Origin of the sequence: Pseudonocardia broussonetiae (assembly GCF_013155125.1) — a bacterium.
Taxonomy (GTDB): Bacteria; Actinomycetota; Actinomycetes; order Mycobacteriales; family Pseudonocardiaceae; genus Pseudonocardia; species Pseudonocardia broussonetiae.
Window position 1 is genome coordinate 1,751,181 of sequence record NZ_CP053564.1, and the last position, 16,247, is coordinate 1,767,427.

14 protein-coding genes and 1 tRNA gene are annotated in these 16,247 nt (G+C 73.5%); 7 read left to right on the top strand and 8 right to left on the bottom strand.

What is annotated here, in order from left to right:
• Positions 1-64: 64 nt before the first annotated feature.
• Genes HOP40_RS08630 through HOP40_RS08640 form a run of 3 tightly spaced genes read left to right on the top strand, consistent with a single transcriptional unit; the run spans position 65 to position 3,191 of the window.
• A complete protein-coding gene (locus HOP40_RS08630) occupies positions 65-1,270 on the top strand; it encodes a cytochrome P450 (protein WP_172156425.1) in 1,206 nt (401 codons plus the stop codon).
• On the top strand, positions 1,267-2,208 hold the full coding sequence (locus HOP40_RS08635) for an MBL fold metallo-hydrolase (RefSeq protein ID WP_172156427.1): 942 nt from the start codon (positions 1,267-1,269) through the stop codon (positions 2,206-2,208). The genes HOP40_RS08630 and HOP40_RS08635 overlap by 4 nt, the downstream gene beginning before the upstream one ends.
• On the top strand, positions 2,205-3,191 hold the full coding sequence (locus tag HOP40_RS08640) for a fumarylacetoacetate hydrolase family protein (RefSeq protein WP_172156440.1): 987 nt from the start codon (positions 2,205-2,207) through the stop codon (positions 3,189-3,191). Before HOP40_RS08635 ends, HOP40_RS08640 begins: the two co-directional genes overlap by 4 nt.
• Positions 3,192-3,198: 7 nt before the next feature.
• Here the strand turns inward: HOP40_RS08640 and trpB are convergent, their stop codons facing one another.
• From trpB to HOP40_RS08655, 3 genes are all read right to left on the bottom strand, one after another.
• Positions 3,199-4,419, bottom strand: coding sequence for a tryptophan synthase subunit beta (gene trpB, locus HOP40_RS08645; protein ID WP_172156443.1), 1,221 nt, complete (start codon positions 4,417-4,419; stop codon positions 3,199-3,201).
• 73 nt (positions 4,420-4,492) lie between these two features.
• Positions 4,493-5,254: a helix-turn-helix transcriptional regulator gene (locus HOP40_RS08650; protein WP_172156446.1), complete on the bottom strand. Its 762-nt coding sequence runs from the start codon at positions 5,252-5,254 to the stop codon at positions 4,493-4,495.
• Positions 5,255-5,983: 729 nt separating this feature from the next.
• Positions 5,984-6,520, bottom strand: coding sequence for a hypothetical protein (locus HOP40_RS08655; protein WP_172156449.1), 537 nt, complete (start codon positions 6,518-6,520; stop codon positions 5,984-5,986).
• A gap of 778 nt (positions 6,521-7,298) precedes the next feature.
• Between HOP40_RS08655 and HOP40_RS08660 the strand changes: the two genes are divergently transcribed.
• The 3 genes from HOP40_RS08660 to HOP40_RS08670 are packed head-to-tail and all read left to right on the top strand — an operon-like array spanning position 7,299 to position 10,437.
• Positions 7,299-8,651, top strand: a complete 1,353-nt coding sequence (locus HOP40_RS08660) for a dipeptidase (RefSeq protein ID WP_172156452.1) — start codon at positions 7,299-7,301, stop codon at positions 8,649-8,651.
• Positions 8,648-9,592, top strand: coding sequence for a DUF1028 domain-containing protein (locus HOP40_RS08665; RefSeq protein ID WP_172156454.1), 945 nt, complete (start codon positions 8,648-8,650; stop codon positions 9,590-9,592). Before HOP40_RS08660 ends, HOP40_RS08665 begins: the two co-directional genes overlap by 4 nt.
• A gap of 17 nt (positions 9,593-9,609) precedes the next feature.
• Entirely contained in the window at positions 9,610-10,437 is an 828-nt protein-coding gene (locus tag HOP40_RS08670) for a class II glutamine amidotransferase (RefSeq protein WP_172156457.1), read from the top strand.
• A gap of 302 nt (positions 10,438-10,739) precedes the next feature.
• On the opposite strand, the gene HOP40_RS08675 is transcribed toward HOP40_RS08670, so the two are convergent.
• From HOP40_RS08675 to HOP40_RS08685, 3 genes are all read right to left on the bottom strand, one after another.
• Positions 10,740-10,816, bottom strand: a tRNA-Thr gene (locus tag HOP40_RS08675).
• A 45-nt stretch (positions 10,817-10,861) separates the two neighbouring features.
• On the bottom strand, positions 10,862-11,260 hold the full coding sequence (locus HOP40_RS08680) for a nuclear transport factor 2 family protein (RefSeq protein ID WP_172156459.1): 399 nt from the start codon (positions 11,258-11,260) through the stop codon (positions 10,862-10,864).
• A gap of 9 nt (positions 11,261-11,269) precedes the next feature.
• Positions 11,270-11,920 carry a TetR/AcrR family transcriptional regulator gene (locus HOP40_RS08685; protein WP_172156461.1) on the bottom strand — a complete coding sequence of 217 codons (651 nt, stop codon included), beginning with the start codon at positions 11,918-11,920 and terminating at the stop codon, positions 11,270-11,272.
• A 61-nt stretch (positions 11,921-11,981) separates the two neighbouring features.
• Between HOP40_RS08685 and HOP40_RS08690 the strand changes: the two genes are divergently transcribed.
• On the top strand, positions 11,982-13,115 hold the full coding sequence (locus HOP40_RS08690; protein ID WP_172156472.1) for a nitroreductase/quinone reductase family protein: 1,134 nt from the start codon (positions 11,982-11,984) through the stop codon (positions 13,113-13,115).
• Here the strand turns inward: HOP40_RS08690 and HOP40_RS08695 are convergent.
• Positions 13,063-14,277: a DNA polymerase III subunit delta' gene (locus HOP40_RS08695; protein WP_476705427.1), complete on the bottom strand. Its 1,215-nt coding sequence runs from the start codon at positions 14,275-14,277 to the stop codon at positions 13,063-13,065. The two genes, HOP40_RS08690 and HOP40_RS08695, sit on opposite strands and share 53 nt — an antisense overlap.
• The gene (locus HOP40_RS08700; RefSeq protein WP_240157586.1) at positions 14,211-16,184 is read right to left on the bottom strand and encodes a bifunctional MFS transporter/dTMP kinase; all 1,974 of its coding nucleotides are present in this window, start codon (positions 16,182-16,184) and stop codon (positions 14,211-14,213) included. The genes HOP40_RS08695 and HOP40_RS08700 overlap by 67 nt, the downstream gene beginning before the upstream one ends.
• Positions 16,185-16,247: the final 63 nt, after the last annotated feature.

Here is a 16,247-nt window from a genome sequence, read left to right on the forward strand (position 1 = left end):
TGACCCGAGCCACTGCACCCAAGTGCAAGTTCGATCCGATCAGCAGTCCTGATGGAGGACCGTCATGGTAGATCTCGCGTTCACCGCCGAGCCGACCGACCTCGACCCCTACTCCCCGCAGGCACAGCGCGACCCCCACCCGTACTACGACCGGCTGCGCGAGCTCGGGCCCGTCGTCCACGTGCCGGAGCGCGACGTCTGGCTCGTCGCCGGGCACGCCGAGGCGGTCCGCGTGCTGCGCCACCACGCCGAGTTCGTGTCCGGCGACGGCGTGACCTTCGACGTCCCCACCACCCGGACCGAGCGGTACCCGCTGATCGAGAACGACCCGCCGGTGCACGACCGCGTCCGCCGGGCGGTGCAGCCCTCGTTCACCCGGAACGCGATCGAGAGGCTGCGGCCCGGGGTCGAGGCGGCCGCGGCGGCGATCGCGCAGGACGCGGTCGAGCGCGGGGAGTTCGACGCCGTACAGGTCGTCGCGCAGGAGATGCCCGACCGGGCGATGACCCTGTTGACGGGTCTGACCCCGCCGAGCGCGCAGACCCTGGCGGACTGGAGCGACGCGACCAGCCGCGGCGAGGAGCCCTCCGGGACCCAGGAGCACGCCGCGCAGGTGATGGAGGCGCTGACGTGGCTCGCCGGCGAGGGACTGCCGGCCATGCCCGCGCACTGCCTGGGACGGTCGATCGTCGACGACGGCGGGGCAGGCGGTGGCCTGGAGGAGGGCTCGCAGCGGCTGATGACGCTGGCGTCCATCTGGCTGGCCGGCATCGACTCGACCGGGGCGCTGCTCGGCAACGCCATCGACGCGTTCGTCGAGGCCCCCGACCAGTGGGACCTCCTGCGCAGCCGCCCGGACCTCATCCCCAACGCCGTCGAGGAGCTCATGCGCTTCGGCACCCCGTTCCAGGCCTTCTTCCGCCGCACCCGGGCCGTCACGGAGATCGAGGGCGTCGAGGTCCCCGCGGGCGCGCGCGTCGGCGTGCTGCTGGCGGCGGCCAACCGCGATCCGCGGCGGTTCCCGGACCCGCACCGGCTCGACGTCACGCGGGAGAACGCCCGGCAGCACGTGGCGCTGGGCCACGCGCTGCACGTGTGCCTCGGCTCGCCCCTGGCCCGGATGGAGGTCGCGTCGCTGCTGACCGAGCTCACCCGCCGTGTGGCGCGGTTCGAGCGCGCCGGCGAGGCGCTGCGCAGCCCCAGCCAGACCGTGCGCAAGTTCGCGACGCTGCCCGTCCGCGTCGTCCGGGCGGACGGCGCACCGGCATGACCTACGACAGGGGACCCCACGACCTCGGCGCCGGCTGCTCGGCGTGGCTGCTGCCCGAGGGCGGCTGGGCGGAGAGCAACACCGGTCTCGTGCGCGGCGACGGCGAGTCGCTGCTGGTCGACACGCTCTACGACCTCGGCCACACCCGGGAGATGCTCGCGGCCTACGCGCCGCTGACGGCCGACCACCCGATCCGCACCCTGGTCAACACGCACTCCGACGGTGACCACTGGTTCGGCAACCAGCTGGTCGCCGGGGAGGGCGTGGAGATCATCGCCTCCCGGGCCGCCGCCGGGCTGATGACGCAGCACGCCGTCGACGAGATGGCGGCCCTGCCCCACCGCCAGGACCAGGTCGGGGAGTTCATCCGGCCCATCGCGGCGAAGTTCGACCTCCGGGGGATCGTCCCGGCCCCGCCGACCCGCACGTTCAGCGGCCGCCTGGACCTCGACGTCGGCGGTCGCGAGGTGCGGCTCGTCGAGGTGGGACCCGCGCACACCGCCGGGGACGTGCTGGTCCACGTGCCGGAGGCGGGCGTCGTCTACACCGGGGACATCGTCTTCGTCGGGGGCGCCCCGCTGGTCTGGACCGGACCGGTCTCGCGGTGCATCGCCGCCTGCGACGAGATCCTGGGCCTCGAGCCCGCCGTGGTCGTACCCGGGCACGGGCCGCTGACCGACGGTGCGGGCGTCCGCCGCGTCCGCGACTACCTCGACCACGTGGCGACGGAGGCGACGGCGCGCTTCCGGGCCGGTCTGACCGTGGAGGAGGCCGTCGACTCGATCGACATGACCCCCTTCGACGACATGTCCGAGCGGGGGCGCATCGCCGCCAACGTGCTGAACGTGTACGAGGAGCTCGACCCCGCGCGGCCGCGGTCGGGCCGGCTGGAGCAGTTCGGCCGGATCGCCGCCCTCGAGCTCCGGGTGCAGGCGTGAGGATCGCGCGGATCGACGTCGACGGGGCGACCCGGCTGGGCATCGTGGACGCCGACCGCGTCCAGCCGCTGGCCGCCGGCGTCGAGCTGGTGGACCTGCTCACGGCCGACCCGGGGCAGCGCCGGGAGATCGTGGGGCGCAGCGGCGACGGCCCGCCGCTGGCGCTGTCGGACGTCCGGCTGCGGGCGTCGATCGAGCCCACGACGCTGCGGGACTTCCTGACCTTCGAGGAGCACCTCGAGGGCAGCCTGGCGATCCTCGGCGCGACCGAGCCGCACCCGGTCTGGTACGAGGTGCCGGTCTTCCTGTTCGGCAACAGCAACGCGGTGGTCGGGCCCGGCGATCCCGTGGCGGTGCCGCCCGGCTGCGAGCTGCTCGACTTCGAGCTCGAGCTGGCCGTGGTGATCGGCGAGGGGGGCCGGGACCTGACCCCCGAGCAGGCCGGCGAGCACATCGCCGGGTACACGCTGCTCAACGACTGGTCGGCGCGCGACCTCATGGCGCCGGTGATCCCGTTCGGCATGGGGCCGATGAAGGGCAAGGACTTCGCGCACTCCCTCGGCCCGTGGATCGTCACCGCCGACGAGCTCGAGCCCCACCGGCGCGACGGCAGGCTCGCCCTGGAGCTGCACGTCGAGCTCAACGGCGTCCCGCTCCCGGCGGGCGGGGACAACTCGGTGAACATGGTGTGGTCGTTCGAGGAGATGATCGCGTTCGCCTCGCGCGGCACCGATCTCCGGCCGGGTGACGTGCTGGCGTCGGGCACGTGCGGCGGGGGCTGCCTGCTCGAGTACTGGGCCCGCCTCGACACCGACCGGGTCCCCCCGCTCCGGCCGGGCGACGTGGTGACGCTCGTCGCCGAGGGCATCGGCTCGCTGTCCAACACGGTCGTCGCCGGGGTGGACCCCGTCCCCCTGCCGAGGGCGCGGACCGGGCAGCGGCGGCGGGAGCGGTCGTGGACCCCGCCGGCCGGGCGGCCCTGACCGGCCCCTACGGCGGCAGGTGGTCGGCGCCGTACCTCGCGAGCACGACGTCGACGTCCTTGTCGCCCCGGCCGGAGAGGTTGACGAGCACCCGCTCCGACGACGGCCGTCCGGCGGCCAGGCGGACGGCGAACGCGAGGGCGTGCGCGCTCTCGAGCGCCGGGATGATGCCCTCGGACCGCGAGAGGCGGAAGAACGCACCGACGGCCTCGTCGTCGGAGACGGCGTCGACGGAGATCCGACCCGATGCGTGCAGCATCGCGATCTCCGGGCCGATGCCGGGGTAGACCAGCCCCGACGCCACCGAGGAGACCGGGGCGGTCGCACCGTCGTCCTCCTGCAGGACGACGGTGCGGGCGCCGTGCAGCGTCCCGTGGCGCCCGAACGTCAGGGTGGCGGCGTGCCGTCCGCCCGTCCCGAGGGGTTCGACCGCGTGCAGGGCGACGCCGGGGTCGTCCAGGAAGCCGGAGAACAGACCCAGGGCGTTCGAGCCGCCCGCGACGCACGCGACGACGTGGTCGGGCAGGGCGCCGCCCGTGATCGCGAGGAACTGCTCGCGGGCCTCCCGCCCGACGACCGACTGGAAGTCCCGCACGATCTGCGGGAACGGATGGGGCCCGATCGCCGACCCGATCGCGTAGAGCGCGTGCCCGTGCTGCTCGACGTACGCCTGGAACGCCGACCCGCTGGCCTCCGTGAGGGCCGCCTGTCCGGCCGCCACCGGCACGACCTGCGCTCCGAGCAGGCGCATGCGCCCGACGTTCGCACTCATCTTCTCGAGGTCGACCGCACCGATGTGGACCTCGCACTCGAGGCCGAAGTACGCGGCCGCGCTGGCCAGGGCGACGCCGTGCTGCCCGGCCCCGGTCTCCGCGATCACCTTCCGCTTCCCCATCGTCCTGGCCAGCAGCGCGAAGCCGACGCAGTGGTTGATCTTGTGCGCGCCCGTGTGGTTGAGGTCCTCGCGCTTGACGTGGATGCGCGCTCCGCCGACCTGCGCCGAGAGGTTCGCCAGGTGGTGCACGGGGGTGGGCCGGCCCTGCAGCCCGGTGCGGACGGCGGCGAGCTCGCGCTGCAGGTCCGGTGACGCCTGCAGCGCGCGGTACCCGGCGGCCAGCTCGTCGAGCGCCGCCCGCATCCCCGGCGGGTAGTGGTTGCCACCGAACTCGCCGAAGTACCCGTCGGCGTCGGGATAGCGCTGGTCGTGACGGGGCCCGAGGTGCGGCATCGTGGTCCACCCTTCCGTTCGGGTGCCGACCGTAGGCACCCCGACGGGGCGGGGTCTTGAACAGGATGTGCGTCTACACGGGACCGATGCTGCGGGCCAGTGCCCCCGGCGGCACGCCGTACACCTTCTTGAACTCGCGGGTGAGGTGCGGCTGGTCGGAGAACCCGAGCACCTGCGCGACCTCGCCGAGTGCGACACCGGCGCAGATGAGCTCCCGGGCCTTCGCCACCCGGACCTGCCGGGCGTAGGTCTGCGGGGCGACGCCGGTCGCGCTCGTGAAGGCCCGGGTGAGGTGGCTCGGGTGGACACCGATCGCGCGCGCGAGATCCTCCGTGCGCAGGGTGCGCGTGCAGTCCTCCTCGATCAGCGAGCGGGCCGCGCGGGCCACCGCCCCGTCCGTCGGAGGCACCGCTCCGGCCGGGGCCTCGCAGGTCTGCAGGAGCGCGCGGAGGCACGCCTCGACCGAGGCGTCGTCCGCACCGGGCGTGGACAGCGCGTCGATGAGGTCCCGCGACTCGCGCCTCCGCGACACCACCTGCGTCCGGACCACGGGGACGCACCCGGCGACGAACTCCGTCGACGGGTAGAGGACCTCGTACCCGGTGGCCTCGGTGGTGCTCGTGGCCGCGTGCACCTCGAACGGGCTGACGACGAACACGTCACCGGCCCGGACGGTCCCGCTCCACCGCCGCGAGCGCACCTCCGCCGCCCCGCTCCGGAGCGCGACCACCGAGCAGGTGCTGTGCAGGTGCAGGTCGAACGACGACGCCGCGGCCCGCGCCCGCAGGAGGTCGGGGCGCGGAAGGGCGAACGCCATCGCCTCGACCCGGGTCATGGCGGCGCGGCTCGTGGTCGAGCAGCGACCGGAAGCGATCTCGCTGTGGTGGGCGATGGAGCCGCCTCGGGGAGTCGAACCCCGGACCTGCGCACCACGGGAGACCTCGTCACCGGTTACACCGTCTACACCCGGCACCGTCCGTGCACGCCGCCGAGTGCACGGTGCACACCATCCCCACCATCCTTCGTGCTGAGCTGTCGTCCCGTGCCACGAACCGGGCCACACGGAGGGTCGGCGAGGCGGTCGGCCGCGCTTCCCGGTCATGCCCGGACCTCGTCGAACGTTACCGGGCCGAGGGGCAGGAGCCGGCAGTCCGCGATACGTCCGTGCGATGCGGTGGAGCCCGAGGGTGGACCACGTGCGAGGTGCGCCTGCGATGGTGGCTGCGCCGTCGGCTCGACCCCGACCCGGAGTTCTTCCGACGGCCGCCGCCTCCGCGGACCCTTCCTCCGGCGGGAGCCTCCTGCCGGCGCAGCGGGGTTCCCACGACGACGTCACCACCCGGCGGGCGCGCAGGCCGTCCTCGGGGAGGAGGACGAGGGCTGTGACCAGGTCGTCGACCTTGCGGGTCGATACGCCGTGCAGATGGGCCCCATGACCATCGCGAACAGGGTGAGCGCGGATCGGGAGGTGCGGGACGGACGCGAGGTGGACGATGATGTTCAGTCCGGCCGCGACGACGCCGAGCAGCAGGCGGTGAGGTGGCTGAACCCCGGACCGCCGGAGTCAGGACGCCGGGGGCAGCAGTACGGCTGGCACACCCGTGCAGCCCGTCCGGACGCTGTCGACGATCGGCTTCGCCGCCGCCTCGACCTGCGCCACGGACGCGGTCAGGGCGCCCAGCTTCGCGGACAGCGACGCCTGGTCCCCGATGCTCGCGACCGTGGCCTGCAGCGAGTCCACCGCCTGCTCGAGGGCGTCGACCTGAGGGCCGAACTGGGTGCGGGCCGCGGTGGCGAGGTTCCGCCCGGCGTCGGCGAGGTCCTGCAGCGCGGCCTTGACGCCTTCCGTGCCGACCTCGGTCGCGTCGAGCTGGACGAGCGCGTTGGCCGCGGTCTGGAACTGCGTCGCGGCGCTGCACAGCTCGGGCGAGTACGCGGGGGGTGCGGGTGCCGTGTTCACCCCGGGTGGTGCGGACGGGGGCGCGGCCGGCTGCGAGGAGCAGCCGGTGACGACCGTGAGGCCCAGTACGCCCGCGACCACCGCGCGGAGCGCCGCCCGGCCTGCGAGCTCGTTCGGCCCGGGCCTGCTGGTGTTCGCCATGGCCGCCTCCTGTGTCGTCACCTGTCTCATCGCTTCCCTGCGGTACCGCCGCAGTCCACCGTGGGAGTGTCGGTCCTCCCGGAACGGGTCCCGTCACCCCCGGAGGGTGATCACGGCATCGACCGCGCCGTCGCACCCCGGTCGGGTGACGTCCTCGGGTGCGGCGCGGTGTCCTTTCGGGGGCGGTGCGGCGACCGGTTGCCGCGATGCGGCTCCTCGGCCGGAGCCCGGCAGGGGTCCGCTCTCCTGCCAGCGCGTGGTCGGCAACACCGTGCCTGGTACTCGACGCCGAACTGCTCGTTCGGATCCGACGTCGGCTCTCCGCCTGGCGGCTTGCGGAACGACGGCGTCGTGTACCGGACGTGGCACACACGGTCGCGGTACCGAGCAGCTCGCACCTGTTCAGCCTGACCACCCGGACGAGGTGGGGTGGCCCGCCCACCGCGCGACCACCATGGGCCGAGGTGGCGAGGCACCTGATCAGCGAACCGGCGGACCGACGTGTGGCCCTGCCCTCGAGCCGTCGCCGCTCGGCGCACCTGCCTCCCGGACGAGGACCGACATGACCGGAGGCATCGCCGCGGGCGAACCGCGAGCGCCTCGACGAGCCGGACGGACCGTGGGGGCGGGACCGGTGGCCGCGCTGCTGTTCCTGCTCGGCTGGAACCGTGTGGGAGGGGCCCGGTGACGCTGGTGTCGGTCGCCGCGCTGGGCCGGGGCGGGTTCGTCCTCGCCGACACCGACCAGGTCCTGCTGCTCATGGCGGGACGGTGACGAGATGACCCTGCGGGCCCGCGTCTCCGATCTGATGCCGCGGACGCTCTCGGAGCTGGCCGAGCTCGTGGCGATCCCGTCGGTCGCCGATCCGCGCCAGTTCCCACAGGAGGAGTGCACCCGGGCGTCGAACTGGGTGACCGACGCCTTCCGGGATGTGGGCTTCGACGACGTACGACCAGCCGAGACACCGGACGGCAGTGCCGCGGTCGTCGGCTCGCGGCCGTGCGGTGTCCCGGGCGCACCGACGGTGCTGCTGTACGCGCACTACGACGTGCAGCCGCCACTGGACGAAGGATCGTGGCGCACCCCGCCGTTCCGGCTCACGAACGTCGACGGCCGCCTGTACGGGAGGGGCGCAGCCGACTGCAAGGGGAACATCCTCATGCACCTCACCGCGCTGCGAGCCCTGGGCGACGAGGTTCCCGTCAACCTGAAGCTGGTCGTCGAGGGCTCCGAGGAGCAGGGCACCGGCGGGCTCGAGGCGTTCGTCCCCGAGCATCCGGACCTGCTGAGCGCCGACGCGATCATCGTGGCCGACACCGGGAACGCGGCGGTCGGCGCGCCCGCGGTCACGGTGAGCCTGCGGGGTGTGGTCGATCTCGTCGTGACCGTGGACGCGCTGGACTCGGAGCTGCACTCCGGCGTGTTCGGCGGGGCGGTCCCCGATGCCCTCACCGCCCTCGTCGCCATGCTGGCGACCCTGCACGACCAGCACGGGAACACGACCGTGCGGGGCCTGCCCAACACCCAGGTCTGGCCGGGGACGCCCTACCCGGAGACGCAGTTGCGCGTCGACGGCGGCCTGCGCAGACGGACGCCGGTGCTCGGCAACGGCACCATCGCCGACATGCTCTGGGCCCGCCCCTCGCTCTCGCTGCTCGGTATCGACTGCCCCCCGGTCGTCGGCTCCGCCGCCGCGCTCGTGCCGCGGGCCAGGGCCCGCCTGAGCCTGCGCGTCCCACCGGGGGTGACCCCCGACGAGGCCGGCCGGGCCATCGTCTCGCACCTGCTTCAGGTGGCCCCGTGGCAGGTCGAGGTCACGGTCGAGATCGACGCGACCGGCCATCCCTTCCGCGCGGCCACGGACGGGCCCGCCCACCGTGCCATGGCCGAGGCCATGCGCACCGCCTACGGTGCGCCCGTCTCGCAGCTGGGCCAAGGCGGCTCGATCCCGCTCTGCACCGTCCTGGCGACGACCTACCCCGAAGCAGAGATCCTGCTCATCGGGGTCGAGGAACCGTCCTGCCGGATCCACGCTCCCAACGAGAGCGTCGCCCCTGAGGAGATCGCCGACATGGCACTCACGGAGGCGTCGTTCCTGCTCGGCTACCCGCTTGCGAGACAACGACGATGACCTACACGATCCTCGGCCTCGACCCCGCCAACGGCGACCTGGGCGTCGCCGTCCAGTCGAAGTTCCCCGGCGTCGGAGGCCTCGTCCCGTACGGTGACGCAGACGTCGGCGTGGTGGCGACCCAGGCTTTCGGGAATCCCCGGCACGGCACCGTGGGGCTGGCCCTCCTCCGATGCGGTGCCACTCCCGCTCAGGCCCTCGACGTCCTGCTCGGCGGCGATCCCGAACAACGCCGGAGGCAGTTCGCGCTGATCGACAGACACGGCGGCGCCGCCGGCCACACAGGCGCCGAGCTGCACTCCTGGGACGGCTGGGCAGGCAGCGCCCGCGGTCGCGACTGCCTCGCCCTCGGCAACGGGCTCGCCGGCGGGGGCGTCGTCGAGCGGATGGTCGCTACGTTCGACGCCTCGCACGGCTGCCTGGCCGAACGACTCATCGCGGCCCTCGAATCGGGCGAGCGGGCGGGCGGCGACATACGCGGGCAACAGTCCGCCGCGCTGCTGGTCGTCAGGCGCGACGGCGGCTACGGATCACTGGACGACCGCCACGTCGTGATCTCGATCTACGACCACCCCCGGCCGATCGACGAGCTGGTCAGGTGCTACGCGCTGCACAGGCTCTCCTACTTCCCGAGCGACCCGGACAAGCTCGTCCCGATCGGTCCCGAGCTCGCGGTCGAGCTCAAGACGCTGATGGCGGGACGGGGCTTCTACACCGGCGTACTCGACGACAGCTGGAAACCCGCCGCTCGGCGACGGTTCGCACTGTTCCTCGGCAGCGAGAACTACGACAACCGCATCAACGGCGGTGAGCTGCTCGACCTCGAGGTCCTCGCCGATCTCCGTCTGCGCTACGGGCACCCGGAACCGCCCTTCTCGGGTGACGCCGTGGCCCCTCCCGGGAAGTTCGGTGGTCCCTGTCGTTCCGCTGAAAGGACGTGACCACGATGTGTCGATGGATGGCGTACCTCGGCGACCCGATCCTCGCCGACGACCTGCTGTTCCGACCGGAGCACTCGATCATCGACCAGAGCCTGCACCCCCGGCTCGGAGGAGGGATCACGACCAACGGGGACGGCTTCGGCATCGGGTGGTACTCCCCCGACAACTCCTCCCCCGCGGTGTTCAAGAGCACCCACCCGGCCTGGAACGACGAGAACCTGCGCGAGGTCGCTCCCCGGATCCGCACCCCGCTGTTGTTCGCGCACGTCCGTGCGTCGAGCGGAACCCCGGTCCAGCGCAGCAACTGCCATCCCTTCCGGTCCGGCAGGTGGCTGTGGATGCACAACGGCTCGCTCGCCGAGTTCCCGCGGGTCAGGCACGACCTCCAGATGGCGGTGGACCCGTCGCTGTACCCGCTGCTCGAAGGCAACACGGACACCGAGACCCTCTTCTTCCTGGCGCTCACCTTCGGCCTGACCGACGACCCGCCCGCGGCGGTCGCCCGTGCGGTCGGCTTCGTCGAACAGGTCGGGTCGCGCCACGAGATCGAACACCCCGTGCACATGACCGCGGCCGCCACCGACGGCGAGTCGATCTGGGTCTTCCGCTACTCCAGTGAGAAGGCGACGAGCTCGCTCTACTTCTCCAACGACGTGGCGCAGGTCCGCCGCCTCTACCCGGACCTGCAGTCCCTCGAGCGGCTCGGCACCGACACCCGGTTCATCGTCTCGGAACCACTGCGCGACCTGCCCGGAGCATGGACCGACGTCCCAGAGGCCTCCTGGGCGCTCATCCGGCGAGGTCAGCAGGAGGTCCACCCGTTCGAACCAACCGTCCCCGCGTGAGCCGCCGCGGGTCGTCGGACGCTCCCGAGCGTCGAACCCGTCGCTGTCCCGCTCGTCTGCCACATGGCCCGCGGTGCGATGTGACCGAGTACTTCCCTCGCAGCGTCTGCAGTGCGGCGACCTCGAGGTCCGGTGGCAGCTCCAGCGCACCAGCTGGCAGCACGGGGGCACCGATCCACAGGCCTGTGGACGCGGCTGCACCGGTCGACTCCTGGGAGACCCACACGATCGCGGTCCTCGCGGCGCTGCTGCGACGGGCCCGGCAGGCACGGCCTGCGTAGTGGGTGTGGAGGAGTGGGGGATGGAGCCGCCTTGGGGAGTCGAACCCCAGACCTACGCATTACGAGTGCGTCGCTCTAACCGACTGAGCTAAGGCGGCGATGTGCAGGGGCCAGTGTAGCGACGGGCCCCGGCGCCCCCGGACTCAGGTCGTCTCGGCCGGGACCAGCACGAACGCGGCGGAGTCGTAGTAGGTGCGGAGGCGGATGATCGTGTCGCCGTCGAGGTCGATCACGGTGACGCCGCGGTAGTCGATGGCGCGGTCGTCGCGCAGCGTCCCCTTGCTCGTCCACTCCAGGGCGAACTGGTCCTGCCCCTCGACGACGTTGAAGAACGTGGTGCGGATCTCGCCGAACTGCTCGCGGTACTCGGTCCAGAACTGCTCCACCTCGCCCTGGCGCTCGCCACGGGCGTCGAGGCGCTCGACCACGGCGTCGTCGGCGAAGAGCGCGGCGAACGGGGCGACGTCCGAGTCCTGCTCGAACTTGCGCAGGCCGGCGGCGAAGCGGCGGGCGCGGTCGTCGGTGATGTGGTTGTCCTCCATGCCCCGGGGCTACCCGCGCGGGCCGTTCTCAACCCGCAGCAGCAGCCGGTCGACCGTGTCGGCGAACCAGTCGGCGTAGGCCTCGGTGGTCCAGCCGCGCGCGACCACGAGGTTGTCGGCGGTCTCGGTCGACGCGACCGACCAGAGGACGTCGGTCGCTCGCTCCACCCCGAGGCCGTCGCGCAGCAGGTGCGCGAAGGACGCCACGAGCCGGGTGAGGTCGCGGTAGCGGCGGTCCTCGTACTCGGTCCAGGCCGCCGCGACCTCGGGATCGGTGGCCGCGGCGTCGCGGAACACCCGCAGCACCGGCGCCGCGACGGGCTGCCAGGCGAGCGTCAGGTCGCGCAGCAGGGCGAGCTTGGGGGCGCGGTCGCGGATCTCGAGGAGATCGCGGAGGGGGTCGCGCTCCAGGACGGGCCGGTCGTCGTCGTCACCCGCGACGGCCCGGTCGACGACGGCGAGCAGCAGCGCCGACTTGCCGCCCTGCGCGAACACCGTCTGCAGGGCGACGCCGGCCTCGGCCGCGATCTCCTTCATCGTCGCGCCCGCGTAGCCGCTGCGCAGGAAGCAGGTGGCGGCCGCGTCGACCACGAGCGCCCGCGTGCGGCGTGCCTGCTCGGCCCGCAGCGAGGACCGGTAGACGCGCTTCCCGTCGGCCATGCCTTGACCGTATCACCCATCAATTCGTAGTATCTGCGCTCTAGTCAATGAGGAGCAGTCGATGACCACCACCCTGACGGCCGGACCCGTCGACGTGTCCGCGATGCACGTGATGCACCGGGCCTTCCGGCGCGACCTCGCGCGGTTCGCCGTCGCCGTCCCCGCCACCCCGCCCGGCGACCGCGACGCCTGGGAGCGCCTCGGCCGGCGCTGGCGGCTGTTCGCCTCGGTGCTGCACAAGCACCACGCGAGCGAGGACGCCGGACTCTGGCCACTGCTGCGCGAGCGCGCGACGGACCCGGCCGCCCGCGCGACCCTCGACGCGATGGAGGCCGAGCACGACCTGGTCGACCCGCTCCTCGCCGCGTGCGCGGCGGGCTTCGCCCGGGGCGGCCCGGCGCGCGACCGGCTGGCCGTCGACATCGCGGCACTGGCCGACGCCCTCGGCGCGCACCTGGACCACGAGGAGGCCGACGCGCTGGCGCTGGTGCAGACCCACCTCACGCAGGACGACTGGGCCCGGGTCGAGCGCGAGCACTTCGCCCCCGCCTACGGTCCGCGCGATCTGCTCGCCGTGCTCGGCTGGGTGCTGCACGACCTGCCCGCCGAGGAGGCCCGGGCCCTGCGCGCGGCGTCGCCGTGGATGCGGCTCGCCGGTCCGGTCGTGCGCCGCTTCGACCGGTCGGAGCGGCGCACCTTCCGGCACCTCGACACCGGGCCCACACGCGCCGACCGGGCGCTGACCGTGGTCAGCCGCCACGTCGCCGCCGCGCACACCGCGCTCCTGCGGGCGACCTCCGGCCGGGTCGGAGGCCGCTTCCGCGGTGGTGAGGTGCTGCTGCTGACGGTCACGGGCCGCCGGTCCGGACGGGAGTTCACCGTGCCGCTGCTGCACCTGCGCGACGGCGACGGCTGGGTCGTGGCGGCCTCCAACGGCGGCATCGACCGCGAGCCCCAGTGGTGGCTCAACCTGCAGGCCGCCCCGGACGCCGTGGTCGAGGTGGACGGCGTGTCGGTGCCCGTCGTGGCCGCCGAGGTCGACGGCGCGGACCGGGCCGCGCTCTGGGACCGGCTCGTGGCGGTGCTCGGCGCCTACGACGACTACCAGGCCGGCGTGCGGCGCCGGATCGCCGTGGTCCGGCTCAGCCCGTGTGGATCGCCGTCATCATCGCCTCGGCGGCGATCTCGGGCTTGACGTTGAGGTCGAGCGCCTCGCGGCAGGCGAGGACGGCCTCCAGGCGGCGCAGGGTGGACTCGGGCGTCCACTCGGCGGCGGCGCGGCGGACGTCGGCGGCGCGGTCGGGGTTGGCCAGCGGGACGTCGGCGCCGCTGGAGGCGACGAGGACGTCGCGGAAGAACGAGGTGAGGTCGACGAGCGCGCGGTCGATGGCGTCGCGCTGGTTGCGGGTGTTGCGCAGCTTCTGGCGGCGCTCCAGGTCGCGCTCGGCGGCCTTCGCGGAGCGGGCGGCCCCGGCGACGCCCTTGCCCACGCCGCCGCCGCCCATCGCGATGTTCATCTCCTCGCGCTCGGCGCCGTCGCGGGCCTCGCTCAGGGCGCCGGCCTCGGCCTTCGCGCCGCGGACGAGGTCGGCGGCGAAGGCGAAGGCGTCGCCGAGGGAGCGGGTGCGCAGCGGGATGGCGAGGACGGCCTCGCGCTGGGCGCGGGAGTCGGCGTCGCGGGCGAGGTGCCGGGCCCGGCCGATGTGACCATTTGAAACAGAGGCGGCCCACGCTGCGACATCGGCGCCGAAACCGTCTCGTTTGACTAGTACATCGGCGATTGACTGCATCGATGGCGCGCGCAGGCGAACAACGCGGCTACGCGAACGAATGGTGACCCGTACGTCATCTGGATGTTCTGAGGGGGCACATAGCAGGTAGATGGTCTTGGGTGGCGGCTCTTCGATGGACTTGAGCAGTGCATTTGCCGCACTCTCGCTGAGACGATCCGCGTCAGTAAGAATTAGAATCTGAAACCGGCCCATGCTTGGCCGACGTATCGATAGCGGGATGACCTTGCGGACCGTAGCCGCGCTAATAAAGAGACCATCCGGAACGATTTCACGAACGTCCGTATGAGTGCCGCTCATCACAGTGTGGCAAGCCGCGCAGTGGCCGCAGCCGTGGTCGGGGCACTGCAGCGCCGCCGCGAACGCCCGCGCCGCCACCGAGCGGCCGGACCCGGGCGGCCCGGTGAACAGCCACGCGTGCGTCATCGCCGACGGCTCGCGCGCCGCCTTCCCCAGCTCCTCGACGGCGGCGGGCTGGCCGACCACCTCGTCCCAGACCGTCACGGCGCCACCACCGGGGCGGACGCGGCGCCCGGCGAGGGCAGCATCGGCGCGAGCCCGGCCCACACGCGCTCGGCGACGACCGACGCCGGCCCCGCGGCGTCGACGACGACGTAGCGGTGCGGTTCGGCGGCCGCCATCCGCGTGAGCAGCCGCTGCACCCGCATGTGCTCCTCGCCGGGCAGGCTCGGGGCGGTGGTCCCGGAGCCGTCGCGGTCGAGCAGCACCGACACGTCGGGCCGCAGGCGCCCGGTGGCCCACAGGACGAGGCTGTCGAGCTCGCGCGGCTCCACCTCGGCCGCGGCCACGCCGTACTGCACCAGCCCGGCCAGGAACCGGTCGACGACGACGACCGCGCCCTGCGCCAGCGCCGGCCGGATGACGCGCTCGACGAGGTCGGCCCGCACCGCGGCGGCGGCCAGCACCTGCGCCCGCGCCCCGCCGAGCGCGGCCTCGCGGACGGCGGCCTCCCAGCGCTCGCGGTCGCGCCCGGAGTCGTCGAGCTCCACGACCGCGTGCCCGGCCTCCCGCAGCCGCGCGGCCAGCAGCGCCGCCTGCTCGGCCGTCTCCTCCGCGGGACCGCCCTCGACCGCGACGAGCACGCCCGACCCGGTGCGCGGCACGCCGCGGCGCAGCGCGGCGAGCAGGTCGGGGAGCATCGGCTCGGTGCGCCGGTCGTTCATCTGCCGGTAGGCGACCGTGCCGACGACCGCGGCCACCAGCCCGCCCGCCAGCATCACGATCCGGGTGCCGTCGACGAGGAAGGCCCGCCCGAGCAGCTCGACGCGCTGCGCGCTGACCAGCCCCACCACCAGCGGCACGAGCGCCATCGACCCCAGCAGCGTGAGCCGCACGATCGACTGCACGAACGCGACGACGCGGCCGCGGACGTCGTCGGCGACCTCGGTGCCGATGATCGTCAGCCCGGTGAGGAAGGCGATGCCGGCGAACCCGCCCACCAGCGCCACGGCCGTGATCGCGACGAACAGGTGCGGGGCCAGCGCCACCAGCACCAGCGCCGCCCCGGCCGCGACGATCGCGGCCCCGAACAGCCGGTTGTGCGGGATCCGCCGCGCCATCCCCGGCGCCACGGCCATCCCCAGCGCCAGCCCGACGAACACCGCGGCGAACAGGATCCCGTAGGCCGCGTTGCCGCCGCCCAGGCTCGCGGCGTAGAGCGTGGCCGAGCCGACGACGGTGCCGCCCGCGGCGAACGCCCCGACGATGCCGGCCACCAGCCCGCGGACGAGCGGCGTGCCGGCCACGAACCGGAAGCCGTCGCGCAGCAGCGCCAGCACGCCCGGGGCCTGCTCGCGCCGCTCGGTGGCGCGGCCGGAGATCTCCGGGATGAAGAAGCCGACCGTGACCGCCATGACGAGGTAGGCCACCCCGGTCAGCGCCAGCGCGACGTGCAGCGTGGCCGTCTCGCCGGCGTCGCCGCCGAACGCGGCCCCGGCGCTGGACAGCGCGGTGAACAGGCCGGACGCGGCCAGCACCGCCACCCCGTAGGTGACGACGAGCGCGAGCTGGTTGGCCGTCTCCACCTGCTCGGGGCGGCGCAGCAGGTTGGGCACCGCGGCGTCCTTGGCCGGAATCCAGAACATCGCGCACAGCTCGATGAGGAACACCGCGACGAACAGCCAGACCAGCGACCCGACGAGCGGGATCGAGATGAACAGCCCGAAGCGCAGGACGTCGCACACGACCATGACGTGGCGGCGGTCGAACTTGTCGGCCAGGGCCCCGGCGAGGGGGCCGAGCAGCAGCGCGGGAAGCAGCTTCGTGGCGACGACCCCGCCGAGCGCGAAGCTCTGCGCCTGGTAGCCCGACGCGAGCTGGGTGGCCAGCGCCGACAGCGCGAGCAGGCTCAGCCACTCACCCGTGGCCGACCCGGCCGTGACGAGCCACAGCCGGCGGAACGCGGGGATGGCCAGGACGCTGCGCACCCGGTGGGCGGTGGGCGCGGCGGGCACGGACGGCGTGACGACGGTGGCTCACCTCCTCGGCGCTCGGCGGACTCGTACCGAGGGTATCCG